At 31.3% G+C, this 12753-nt stretch carries 9 protein-coding genes; 4 read left to right on the forward strand and 5 right to left on the reverse strand.

Annotated elements, in window-relative coordinates; all coding sequences use genetic code 11:
* Positions 1–7 precede the first annotated feature (7 nt).
* Positions 8–595 (forward strand): hypothetical protein, encoded by a 588-nt coding sequence (locus tag NMK29_RS01995; protein WP_159092180.1) that lies wholly within the window; start codon positions 8–10, stop codon positions 593–595.
* Positions 596–649: 54 nt separating this feature from the next.
* Here the strand turns inward: NMK29_RS01995 and NMK29_RS02000 are convergent, their stop codons facing one another.
* Positions 650–1372 carry a hypothetical protein gene (locus tag NMK29_RS02000; protein ID WP_108802964.1) on the reverse strand — a complete coding sequence of 241 codons (723 nt, stop codon included), beginning with the start codon at positions 1370–1372 and terminating at the stop codon, positions 650–652.
* A gap of 41 nt (positions 1373–1413) precedes the next feature.
* A complete protein-coding gene (locus NMK29_RS02005; RefSeq protein WP_108802965.1) occupies positions 1414–7509 on the reverse strand; it encodes an alpha-2-macroglobulin in 6096 nt (2031 codons plus the stop codon).
* 485 nt (positions 7510–7994) lie between these two features.
* Here NMK29_RS02005 and NMK29_RS02010 point away from each other — a divergent pair, with 485 nt between their 5' ends.
* On the forward strand, positions 7995–8693 hold the full coding sequence (locus NMK29_RS02010; protein WP_108802966.1) for a peptidoglycan-binding protein: 699 nt from the start codon (positions 7995–7997) through the stop codon (positions 8691–8693).
* Positions 8694–8848: 155 nt separating this feature from the next.
* The gene (gene murC, locus NMK29_RS02015; protein ID WP_108802967.1) at positions 8849–10201 is read left to right on the forward strand and encodes a UDP-N-acetylmuramate--L-alanine ligase; all 1353 of its coding nucleotides are present in this window, start codon (positions 8849–8851) and stop codon (positions 10199–10201) included.
* Position 10202: 1 nt separating this feature from the next.
* Here the strand turns inward: murC and NMK29_RS02020 are convergent, their stop codons facing one another.
* The 3 genes from NMK29_RS02020 to NMK29_RS02030 form a co-directional block, all read right to left on the reverse strand.
* A complete protein-coding gene (locus NMK29_RS02020; protein ID WP_108802968.1) occupies positions 10203–10802 on the reverse strand; it encodes an FMN-binding negative transcriptional regulator in 600 nt (199 codons plus the stop codon).
* Between the two features lie 3 nt (positions 10803–10805).
* Complete coding sequence (locus NMK29_RS02025; protein WP_108802969.1) at positions 10806–11249, reverse strand: DUF1569 domain-containing protein; 444 nt, start codon at positions 11247–11249, stop codon at positions 10806–10808.
* 125 nt (positions 11250–11374) lie between these two features.
* Positions 11375–11821 carry a hypothetical protein gene (locus NMK29_RS02030; protein WP_027392568.1) on the reverse strand — a complete coding sequence of 149 codons (447 nt, stop codon included), beginning with the start codon at positions 11819–11821 and terminating at the stop codon, positions 11375–11377.
* Positions 11822–12049: 228 nt separating this feature from the next.
* Between NMK29_RS02030 and radC the strand changes: the two genes are divergently transcribed.
* Positions 12050–12748, forward strand: coding sequence for a DNA repair protein RadC (gene radC, locus NMK29_RS02035; RefSeq protein ID WP_108802970.1), 699 nt, complete (start codon positions 12050–12052; stop codon positions 12746–12748).
* Positions 12749–12753 lie beyond the last annotated feature (5 nt).

The following is a 12753-nucleotide window of genomic DNA, read 5'->3' on the forward strand; positions in this document are numbered from 1 at the left end:
AGGAATTATGAAAACGCAAGAATATTTTATCAAAAAGATTGATCAACTTAGAGATGAACTTTATTCAGAAATAAATGAGTTCGCTTCTTTGTATCGAAAATACGATGATAAACGTTTAATTTATCCCAAAACAGATTCTGAAATAATGTTTTGTAATGCTACTTCCGAAAAATTCGAAAGCCATAAAATACAAGATGTTTTAATTGATAAAAAAAAGATTTGTATATATCCAAAGTCAGATACCTTTTTACCATATGATTTAATGGATATCATCAATATTTATGATTTAGTAATTTTGAGATCAGTTCTTGAAAAAGATAGACCTAGACAAAGTGTATATTTAGAAATACGACAATTGATATGTAATCAAAAGTTTTCTTTTTATGTCAATAACGAAGAGATTCAGTTTTTTCTTAAATCTTCTGAGGCCTGTGCATTTGATAAAATAAAAAATATAATTATTAATGAGTTTGAAGTTTTTATCTACCCGCAATCAAGTGAATTTGATCCCTTTTCTTTATCTAATGTGATTAGTGAAAATGATCTAAAAGTTTTGAAAACTATTATTGAGAAAGAGCTAAAACAAAACACTTAAAAAACAACTAGTTTTATAAAGATTTTGTTTTAGCTACTTAGTTTAAATTATTTATTAGAGAGGATTGTACTCTTTAGGTTTCCAATTTTTATTTTCCAAATCCAGATACTGATAATGTATGATATCTGTTTTGTCAAATTCTCCATCCTTATTAATATCTTCAATAGTTTTGAAATACAATCTATTTTTGGATACTAATATTTTCCAGTTAACTAATTCTTGATATTCTGGGGTTACCTTAGTGAAGTTTGATCCGTCGATATTGCTGATGTATAAAGATTTCAGATCTTGATAATCTAGAATTTGATCTTGATTAGTGTCTTTATCTATCACCTTGTATAACAAATACTTTAATTTAGTTCGATCGAATATTTCTTTTAGAAAAGTCACTGATTGAATAGTAATAGTCTCTTCTGTTAGTGGAACTAGTTTTTCAGAATCGATATGTTGAAACTTTAAATTTGTTAAGTTTCCAGTAATCTGATATTTAGATTGATTGGATACAGAAAAATTGGTATTCTTATAATCCGAAGATCTGTAAGATGTTTTAGACCAAGATTTGCTAATTTTTAAAAAACCAATCGGGTGTATTAAATAATCTGTACTATCCATCCGAATCGGCAGATCTGCCGCCTCGATTAAGGTAGTATCTTTTTTTAATTCTGTTGTTTCTTTGTTTTTACCGCTGTTATCATATACTATTTTAGGCTTTTTACCATCAGTACAACTTGCTAGTACACAAATTAAAAGTATAAGTATTAAACTATTTTTTATCATTATATTCTAGTAATCAAATTAATTAGATTCGAGCTTAAAGTCTATTTTACTTTTACTCTTATTCCTTCAGAATGGCTGCTAAACTCCGGTGCATACATACTTTGTATTGTAGTGATGCCATTAGAGAAATCTCCTTTGTTATTCACACGTAAATCATATTCAAAGACATAAACTCCTTTTGGTAAATAATCAAAGAAAAAGTTAGTAGAAGCATCTTTAGTGCTTTCATAATAACCTAATCCGTCTTGATAGTTGTATCGGGAAATTACATTAATAGGTTCCAATCCAGAAGCACGCATATCTTTCATGTGTACAAATTCCATAGCGCGATCAGATCGTAACTCGATACGAACTCTAACTAAATCCCCTAATTCTAATTGTGTCTTATCTGTGATTTCTGTAATCTCTTCACCAGTATCCGTATTCTTTTTTAAGAATAATTTTTTCTTCAACTTTAAAGGGGTTTCTGCTGAGGTAATTTTATCCAGATTTTCAAAATATTGCCAGTACAATGCTCCCCAAGCGATCCCTTTTCCTTTTTTAGTGATTTGGGCAGTTGCCATATCTTTCTGTATCTCATTCCCATTCCAGGATGTTTTGAAATATCCTGTTCCTGCTTCTACTTTTACATCTTCCATGGTACTAGGATCAATTTTTTGATTTCCTAATACGATTTCCACCATATCAGTTACAGATAACCAGTCGCTACCTTGTAATAATAATGCATACACTGCCTCTGTAGTAGCTTTGGTAGTTTTCCATTGATTAGTTTGCTTGTTTTTTAGTAACCAAACTTTAAGATTGTCTACAATTTCTGTCTTTTTAGGTTCTTGTTCGATTTCTGCAAAAACTTCAATCATCAAGGCTTGTGTTTCTATAGGAGCCTGATACCAATACCAACTAGCAGTATTAGATTTCCAGTACATTCCTAGTTCTTCGCTAGTGATGCTTTTTTCGTCTAATGATCTAATGATTTTAGTGGCAGTATTGGTGTCGTTATTTCGGTGTAATATTAAAGCCAATAAGCCTTGTGGATATAAACCTCTTTTTAACCAATATTTTTTGGATTGTCCTAAATAATAATCCCAAGCTTCATTAGTATTATTTGCTCTTTTAATATCTGTAAAGAAGCTACGCATATATAGATAATGCATTTGCGTGTAACTAAGATGGTCTTCATTAATATCTATCTTGTTGCGCTTACAATATCTTTTAAGCTCTTCATATTCTTTTATAAATTCTTTATCTAGATAACGAACTGCTTTTTGAAGCATGTTTTGAGTCTTATTATCGTATTTGGTTACACCTAGTTTTTTTAGATGTCCAAATCCTGAAGCAATATGCTGGGTGATATAACGATTTTCTCTTCCTTCTTTGAACCAAGGGAATGCTCCAGAACCATACTGCATTTGCTGTAATTTATTAATAGCACTTTGTAATTCGTTATTCATTTTATTAAGATCAAAAAGCAATGCGATACGTTTCTTTTGTTCCGTTTCGCTTTGAGCATCTCGTAACCAAGGTGTTTCTTCTATGATTAATGATTTTAACTCTTGGTTTTTCTCTAAATTACTAAGCAAAGCATCTGTGTTTTTCCACTGATTAAATACTTCCCGTATTCTAGGATTAGAATTTGCGATATGACTAGCCAGAGAATTAGCATAATACCTAGAGAAAGTTTGTTCCGCACACTCGTAAGGATACTCCATTAAGTAGGGTAGTGCTTGCACAGCATACCAAGCTGGATTAGAAGTCATTTCTAATGTAAGCTTATGATTTTTTAATGTAGTCGATGTGTTTTCTTTTAATTTATCTAGTGTAAATGTCTTTGTTTGATTAGAACGTATCCACATCGGTAATGTTTCTGTTACCAGCATGCGATTTGATAATACAGGTAATACGTTCTGTTCTCCATCAGAGAATTCACCGGCTTTTGCTATGATTTTATATTGAACTGTTTGTACAGTAGAGGGAATCGAAAGTTCCCAAGATACATTAGTGTTCCCAGCTGCTTTTACAGAGAAGTCCTTACGAATATTTGTGTTTTGTAAATCGGTATCAATAGATTTACCGGTTAACGCATCCGTTAATTGCAATTCGATAACACCTGTAAGATCTTTTGAAGAAATATTAGAAACTTTAGAACTCAGAATAATTTGATCACCTTCTCTTAAAAATCGTGGAGGGTTTGGTAAAATCATTAATTCTTTTTGGGTTACGGTCTCTAATAGCTGTGTTCCGGCATTTAGCGTTTTGGTATGGGCTAATAGTTGCAGTTTCCATTTTGTCAATGCTTCTGGAGCAGTAAAGTTAAAACTTATATTACCTTCGGCATCCGTAGTTAATTTAGGAAAGAAAAATGCAGTCTCCTGAAGGTTTTTACGAATCTTAACTCCTTCTAAAGATGGTTCTGTTGTATTATTTTTGTTTTCAACTTTGCTCGAGGAATCTGCTTCATTTTCTTCTTTAAGAGCATTTCCAGCCACTACAACTTCTTCCAGTTCTGCATCATCAGCAGCCATTTCCATAGATGCCATGGGAGCAGATGCTAATTTTCTACTTTTTTTACCTCGTACTCCAGAGGCGAAAGAGTCCATTCGGTAATTGTATGAATTCCCAAAATACAATCCAAACCAATTTAGTTGATCATATCCTTGGTGTTTGAAACCGTTAGTCCATAGTTGTTGATCGTACACATTAAAATTTCCTTGGGCAAAACTTTTGTTGGCATTTCGTTGCGAGTACGAATAGTAATAAGGTCTATTGATTGGATTAAAATACCATTGATGCGGTTTAAACTGATCTAAAGAAGCGTCATACATACTGGCTAGTAGTTCTGCTGTGACTTTATCTCCTTTAGGTCCCTTAATTGTAAAACTCCAAGTTTCTTGCTGTCCTGGTTGTAGCTTATCTCTAAAAGTCTTGGTTTCAATACTAAGTGCTGTTGGTTCATAAGGAACTGCAATCGGTACTGTTCCGCTTTGATACGCATTATAATTGGCAAAACTATACGTGATAGCAAATCCACCTAAATCTTCTTTGTTTACAGGTATTTTAATAGTCTTACTATTGTTAGATAACTTAATCAGTTTAGTTTCAATTACTTTTTGGTTTTTCTCAATGTCTAAAGTAACTGTAATGTCTTCTGAGGCAGAACTTAGTTTTAATACAACATCATCTCCAATAGTATAGGTTTCTTTATCTGTAGTAATCTCGAATAATTTATTGTCGGCAATAGTTTTATCAGATTGATCATAAATATTTATATATTTAACATCCTTTACTTCTTGTCCAAATCGATCTTTAGTTAAAAGTTCAATTACATATTTACCAGTTTGCCATTTTTTAATAGTTTTTAACAATATGTCCTTAGTTCCTTTTGCATTTTCCTTAGTTTCTTTGGTGTCATAGGTTTTTTCTAAAACAAGATTTCCTTTTTCCCAATTCCTATAGTCATCTTCATTTTTATAAGCATCATGCGGGAATAACTTTTTAAAATCTTCTTTAGAGATGTTGCTGTAATCTGCAGCTTTCCAAGGACGAACTCGTAGCGGGCATTCTGGAGCTTGTAGTTTATAAATTTTTAGATTTCCAGAATTTGCTATAAATTCATTATTAAGATTTTGAGTAGTAATATTGAAAATATTATCTTTTTTGTTTTTATCAATTTCTGAAGCAATATTAATAGATGCTGTTAGTGCATGATATCCCACGTTTACATATGTTGTAGTGCTTCTGGTTTCTCCATTTATGTCGGTAACATCTGCTATTACTTTATATGTAAATGTAGGCTGATTGTCTTTAGAAACACTTTTGTCTGGTAAAGCGGTGAATGTGATCGTATATTCACCTGTATCATTGGTTTTGGTTTCTCCATGTGTGATTTCTTGTTCTTCACTATTTCTAGGATACCAATAGCACCAACGAGGATATTGTATTTGTCTGTATACTCGATATACCACTTTAGCATCTGTTATGTTGCTACCTGCATAGGCAATTGCAGTTGCGGTAAGCTTAATACTATCATTAACTTTATAGGTTTCTGTAACCGGATTAAAATTTGTCTCAAACTTAGGACGTTTATATTCTTCTACAGAAATATAGGTACTATTGTAATTATCTGTTTGGATTGTATAATTACCTGTTAATCCAGAAGAAGGCAGAATAAATTCTCCTGCAAATGATCCATATTCATTCGTGGTAAAGTTAAGAAGCTTAACTTCTTGTCCATTTACATCTATAAGTTTGGCAAAGGTTGGCCTATTAGCTACTACTTTAGGGTCTTCTTTCCCTGTAGTAGCCATCATAATTCCTTTAAAATATACAGTTTGTCCAGGTCTGTATATGCTTCGGTCGGTAAAAAGAAAAGTAGAATATCTGGTGCTGTTGTCTGGTTGACTATCACCTCCATATTGATTAAGATATATCCCTTTAAAGTTTACATTATCGGAACCTTTAGTTACAGTTGCTACTACGTTGTAATAATAACCTTCTTGAGAAAAGAACGCTTCTCCTTTTTCATTAGTAGTAAGTGTTTTATTTAAACTATTTCTTCTACTATCCGCAACTAGTTTAATTGTAGCATTAGGAATTGGTATTCCATTATTTCTATCGATAACCTGAAACTTAGTTTCTTTTGTTGTCTTGTTTTCTAAAAGAGTTAGGTTGGTAACTTGTAGATCCGCATAAGAAAATGTTTGATCTATACTTAAATCTTTTGTAATCGATCCTACAATAATATAGGATCCCTGTTCTAATGCGGGAATAGGAATTTCCAGATTATGATTCTGGTAATCGTTTTCATCAATAAGTTTTGATTCCCAAGAATTAACTTCTGATAATTTATTTAGAAACGCTATTTTCTTTTTTGGCTCATATATTTTCTGTAATGATTGTATTTGACTTTGATTAGCTTTTAATACTTTAAAATATAGAAGTTCAAGATTTTTATAGTTTACCAAAAGCCTTGATGGTTTATTGATAGGAATGTAACTTTCTAATTTTACAGAATTGACTTGTGTATCAAGAATTTGTTCTTTTTGATAAGCACAATTAATAGCTCCTCTGGATTTTGGATACTTAGCGATAGCAGCATCACAGACTTTTAATGCTTTTTGAAGCGCCCAACGATGAGTTTCATTTTCTTCTGGGATATAAGTAGCGGCTTGCGCCTGATAAAGAGTAACGATTTCATAATCATATAGGGTGGAGGATGGACTGTTTTTATGTTTTTCTTTTTCAGAGAGTAAAGTAGCTAATAAAAGTTCTTGTTTATTATTAAAGGTTGCATTGTCATGGATAAATTTTAGGCGTTCGATATTTACCTCAATTAATGCATCTGGTTTTTCGTCTCTTTTATGAAAATTGATGAGACTTTGGTATATTTTTAAAGCATGGAACTGCAAGGATAAGGAATCCTTCGTGTCAAGTTTAATTATAGAAAAAGGTTCATGATCGTTTAAATAATCAGGAGAATCAATTTCAAAAGCATATGCTGGTTTAGTAATGCTTGTTTCTGAAGTTTTATAAAAGGCTAAAGCGTTATGCGATAGAAAATCAAAAAGTGTAGGTCGATATATTTTAGAATCTGCATATTCTGATAAAATGTCATTGAATTGTATTAGATCTGTCTGTTGAGCTAATAAGCCATTTTCTAATGATTTCTGATAATACAGATGGATTTCTGCGAACAAAGTTTCTAAATCCCAAGTTCTAAAATCTTCCTTATCTACTTTTTCAGAAGTTTTAGTGCGATTATAAAATTGCCATCTATGTTCTTGGAAATATTGCCAATATAAATTGGCCAAAATACTTTCTAAGATATTTCTACTTGGAAATTTACTGTTAGAAATTTCGCTTTTAAATTCTTTAATAATAGTTAACTGAGCATTTTCTTCTAAAACTAAATTATATTTAGCTTTATAAATTAATGCTTTAGTAATTTGATTCGTGTTGTTTGCTTTTTTTGCCTTGCTATGGATCGTTTCTATAATTTCTAGAGCGGATTTGGGAAGTCCTTGTTGGTCAAATTCTTCTACTTTTTTCCAATCATCTTTATAATTGTAGTCGTTCTGAGCCATCATATAGTTTAGGTTTGTAATAAAGAGTATTAAAACAAGAATGATGTGTTTTTTCATCTGTTTGGTTTTTTTGTGTTTGTTAAAACAATAGTACAAGTCTTATACCATATATCTTAGGTGAAGATTTGTAAATAGTAAATAACTTTATAAAGCTACATAATTGCAACGATAAATTAGGGAAAAGCTTGTTTTGATTAGTGTAGTATTTAATTGAATGAGTGTTTAAAGTTCTATTAAGGAGTTGATTTTAGTGATTTATATTGCGGAAAGAGGCTCATTTTAATTTAAAAATGTTATTAGTTGACATATTTATTTTTTATTGTAGATGTCGATTTTAATACTCGATACTGCATACACTACAATAATTGTAGGGCGTAGATTTAGTAATTTCTGTTTTTATGATTATATTTATAAGTAATAATAAAAAGTTGATTTTTCCCCAAATAAATTAAGTCCATATCCATTTCGAGCCAACTAAACTAGCTATGTTTATATATAGCAGATGGTCATTTATATTTTTACTATAAACCAAATTTTAAATTATGAAGGGCATTATTATTTTTCTATTAGTTATTATAACATTAATTATGGGGTATAATCAGTATCACAAATACCAAAGATTTCATCCTAAAAATGTCAATTATGTGTCTAAAGATGCTGTGGATAATTCGTATTATAACCAAAATGTTGTGATGGATTATTATGAAGCAATTGAGGCGTTAAATGGATTTGTTGTATCCCAATGGTCCGCAAACCGTATAGATGTGAGAAATCCAAAAAAAGATAATGTAGCGACTCAATATGCTGTTAATGAGTATCAAAAAAAATTAGGAAAAGTGAAGTATTATGAAGCTATTTTGCTTCAATCTACAGTATACAAATCTAAAGGATTATCTAATGAAGAGATTCGATTACTAGAGAATAATCAGCAGTCTAGCGAAGATATTTCGAAGCAAAAACAAAAGAATGAATTTTATGATGTATTCGAAAAGGTAATTTTGCAGAAAACACTACAAATTGGAGATCGAGGACCTTTTGTATATGAATTGCAAAAACAACTTACTATAGATGGATATGTTATAGCGGTTGATGGAAATTTTAAAATTGAAACACAAACTGCATTAAAAGATTTTGAATTAAAAAATAACTTATATCCAGATGGGATATTAGATGTTCTAACGCTTCGTGAACTTTTAAAATCTCCAAATGAAAAGACACAACCATTAATTGCTACTCAGTAACCTATTAGATATCTCATTACTTATATAGCAATGAATATCTGTTCATTTATGTTGGTTTGTAAATAGGAATAAACCTTTTACTTATTTTAGGTTTTACTTTCTTTTATAATTAAATGTAGATTGTATCTTTACTTTTTTGAATTAAGAATATAATTATGCGTGTACATTTTATTGCTATAGGAGGTAGTGCTATGCACAATCTAGCTATGGCGTTGCATCAAAAAGGAGATGAGGTAACAGGAAGTGATGATGTGATTTTTGAGCCTTCAAAATCCAGATTGAATAGATTTGGATTATTACCACAAGCTTTTGGTTGGTATCCTGAAAAAATTACTTCTAATATTGATGCGATCATACTTGGAATGCACGCAAAAGAAGATAATCCAGAATTACAAAAAGCGCAAGAATTAGGATTAACAATATATTCATATCCAGAATTTCTGTATGAACAGTCTAAGGGCAAAACACGAGTAGTGATTGGAGGTTCTCATGGTAAAACTACAATTACTTCTATGATTCTTCATGTATTACATTATCATGATAAAGAAGTAGATTATATGGTTGGAGCCCAGTTAGAAGGGTTTGATACGATGGTTCATTTAACAGAAGAAAACGATTTTATGGTTTTAGAAGGTGATGAATATCTTTCTTCACCTATAGATCGAAGGCCTAAATTTCATCTATATAAACCTAATATAGCATTACTTAGTGGTATTGCTTGGGATCATATTAATGTGTTTCCAACATTTGAAAATTATGTAGAACAGTTTCAGATTTTTGTAGATAGTATAGTTCGTGGAGGAAGTATAAACTATAATTCTGAAGACCATGAAGTAGTTAAAGTAGTGGAGAATTCGGAAAACCAAATTCGAAAAATCGCTTACAATACTCCAGAATATAGAGTAGAGGACGGAGAAACTCTTTTACAAACTCCAGAAGGAGAGATGCCTATAGAAGTTTTTGGGGCTCATAATTTGAGTAATTTGGCTGGTGCAAAATGGATTTGTCAACATATGGGTGTTGATGAGGATGAATTCTATGAAGCTATAGCTTCTTTTACAGGAGCTTCTAAACGATTAGAAAAAATTGCAGAAAGTGATACTGCGGTTGCTTATAAAGATTTTGCGCATAGTCCATCTAAAGTAAGTGCAACTACTCAGGCAGTTAAAGAGCAATATAAAGATAGAAAGGTTGTTGCTTGTTTGGAGTTGCATACATATAGTAGTCTTAATGCTGAATTTCTAAAAGAATATGAAGGTGCACTGGATTTTGCAGACGAAGCAGTAGTTTTTTATTCACCTAATGCAGTAAAAATAAAACAACTGGAAGAAGTATCTGCAGATCAAATAGCAAAAGCATTTAATAGAAAAGATCTTATTATTTATACAAATCCCGAAGAGTTTAAAACATACTTGCGTCAGAAAGATTTTACTAATGCTACTCTACTACTGATGAGCAGTGGTAATTATGGAGGATTAGATTTTGATGAGGTCAAAGAGATGATGTAATCTAAAAATGCTTTTTAAATAATCCATTTACAAAATCGGCAACGCTTTTTTGATTGTTTTTAATCAATTCCTGTTTTGCATTTTCGATATCTGCAGGTACTTTGTCCTGACTTAGTTTAAATTTACCTTCCCAGTCTTGTACGTCAATTTCGAAAGTATGTATGTAAGGAATTAAGCGATCCATTCTGGGGTCCTTTATAGATAATTTAAAATTTTGATCAGGGCTTTCTAAAAAGTCGGTCATAATGACCATGGACTTTTTTATCAATTCAGAGTCTTTAATTTCTTTAACCGTACCTATGGCATGCGCAATTATATAATTCCAAGTTGGTAATTGGTTTGTTGTGTATATAGATGGTGATATATATGTCTGAGGCCCCTGAAAAACAGTTGTGATAGGATAATTATCTTTTAATAAACTAACGTGAGGATTATTGGCGTCAATGTGCCCTATCAGTTTATCACCATGAAATATTAGAGGAGCATGTGTAATAAAGGGTTTTGTTTCTTGAGCTGAGACTAATGTGGCAAAAGGGTAGGTAGTTGCTACGCTTTTGATGTTCTCTGAATTATAGTCTTGATGGTGTTTAGGTGGATACACAGACTATACGTTAAATTGTTGTAAATGATGATCTAAATGCTTGTACTGCATTTTTCCCCATTGATCTTTTGTGAATTTCCCAAACATAGGATGTGGATCCCATTCTGAAACGGTCCTTTTTTTAGAGAATTCATTAACAAGTGCTACCAGATTTTTTTTCTCTTGATCAAAAACTTTAGTCTCTACAACTTTTAATTTGGGATGAGTAGGTAAACTCCTTCTCCAAGGTTTGTCGTTATACAAAGATTTTTTAAAGAATAATTTAGCCAGTAAGCTTGGTTTCATTGATGGATAATCCTTTTTAAGAGCTATTTTAAGAGGAAACTGACAATGATAAAACATCTGAGAAATATCCATTTTACCCCAAGAAGGGGTACTCGTGTTAGATAGTCTATGAATACGTTCTTCTATTTCGTTTTTCGTAGTTTCGTCAAAAAGAGATTTCATATCAATTTAGTTTAGTATTCACTACTCAAAAATAATAGAATTATTTTAAAAATAGTATATAAGAATACTAAGCTATTGCTAAATAACTTTTTAATCAATATTTATGAAATAAAAAGAGTTTGGTATTAACCTACTTTTTCAAAAACAAGTTTTAGAATACCTTCCAAATCTCCATTGGCAGAAATATCTTGAGGTGTTCCAAGATTAATCATTAATGGTTGCTCTTTAATTTTTCCCATTAAGAAATATTGAAAAGTAGTACCTGATTTAAATTTAAAACCTGTTAGCTGAGATCCAAAAGAAGTAAAAGTTACTGCTGTTTTGGAAGTATTATCAGCTCCAAATGCATCTATAGTAGCATCAAAAACTGCGGTTAACATATCATCACTGTAATAGTCCCATTTGATAGAGGTTCCATTACAAGCCTGTAGTTCATATTCTGATTGTGCTTGACATCCTCTTGGTACTTGTATGTGGTTTCCTACTAAGTTTAGAAAGCTAATACGTTTTCTGTCTTGTCCATAAAAACTAATAGTAGCCAATAATAATACGAAAGTAAAAATGTTCTTCATAAATAGGTTAATTTGAAGTTGTTAAATTCTTTGTTTTTAGATTATGGGTGGTCAAATATAGTAAAACTTTCATTTTCAAACAAATATATATAAGGTGAATATTTAAATATCGACAAGATATTTCATTTTCATTTGTATTTTTCAGGTAATAATATCTTGTATTTGAGATAAATAGTTTATACTTATGGGTTGAAAGTTATAGGGAATAAAACTGCATAAAAAAATTGTATGAGTGAGCTTAATTCATCATTTTCTATCAGGAAATGGAGTGAAAATGATCGACCAAGAGAGAAATTGTTGGTTAAAGGGAAGAATTCGTTAACTGATTCAGAGTTGATAGCAATTTTGATTGGTTCTGGTAACCGTGACGAAAGTGCGGTAGCATTAAGTAAACGAATTTTGGCAAGTGTTGATCATCAAATTAATTCATTAGGGAAATTATCTATTAAGCAATTGATGGGTTTTAAAGGTATAGGAGAAGCTAAGGCAATATCAATAGTAGCAGGTTTGGAGTTAGGGCGAAGAAGAAAGGAAGAAATTGTTCCAATTATCCCAAAGATTAGCACAAGTAAAGATGTTTTTGATATACTAAGTCCTCTTATAGGAGATTTAGAACATGAAGAGTTTTGGGTATTATACCTCAATAATTCGAATAAAGTATTACAAAAGAAACAAATAAGTGTAGGAGGAAAGACCGGTACATTGGTAGATCCTAGAATTGTATTTAGATATGCCTTAGAGTTTAATGCAACTTCAATAATATTAGCTCATAACCATCCTAGTGGCTCATTAACTCCGAGCCAGTCTGATAAATTATTAACCCAAAAACTAAAACAAGCTGGACTTAGTTTAGATATAAAATTGTTAGACCATTTGATAATAACAGAAAAGGAGTATTTTAGCTTTGCAGATGAAGCAATACTATAATTGAG

The sequence above is a fragment of the Aquimarina sp. Aq107 genome (assembly GCF_943733665.1).
Classification (GTDB): Bacteria; Bacteroidota; Bacteroidia; order Flavobacteriales; family Flavobacteriaceae; genus Aquimarina.

What these genes read in the sequence shown, in the direction of transcription:
- NMK29_RS02030 (WP_027392568.1), bottom strand. Translation starts at nt 11,821, where the DNA reads ATGAAGAACATTTTTACTTTCGTATTATTATTGGCTACTATTAGTTTT.
- NMK29_RS02010 (WP_108802966.1), top strand. Translation starts at nt 7,995, where the DNA reads ATGAAGGGCATTATTATTTTTCTATTAGTTATTATAACATTAATTATG.
- NMK29_RS01995 (WP_159092180.1), top strand. Translation starts at nt 8, where the DNA reads ATGAAAACGCAAGAATATTTTATCAAAAAGATTGATCAACTTAGAGAT.
- murC (WP_108802967.1), top strand. Translation starts at nt 8,849, where the DNA reads ATGCGTGTACATTTTATTGCTATAGGAGGTAGTGCTATGCACAATCTA.
- NMK29_RS02000 (WP_108802964.1), bottom strand. Translation starts at nt 1,372, where the DNA reads ATGATAAAAAATAGTTTAATACTTATACTTTTAATTTGTGTACTAGCA.
- NMK29_RS02005 (WP_108802965.1), bottom strand. Translation starts at nt 7,509, where the DNA reads ATGAAAAAACACATCATTCTTGTTTTAATACTCTTTATTACAAACCTA.
- radC (WP_108802970.1), top strand. Translation starts at nt 12,050, where the DNA reads ATGAGTGAGCTTAATTCATCATTTTCTATCAGGAAATGGAGTGAAAAT.
- NMK29_RS02025 (WP_108802969.1), bottom strand. Translation starts at nt 11,249, where the DNA reads ATGAAATCTCTTTTTGACGAAACTACGAAAAACGAAATAGAAGAACGT.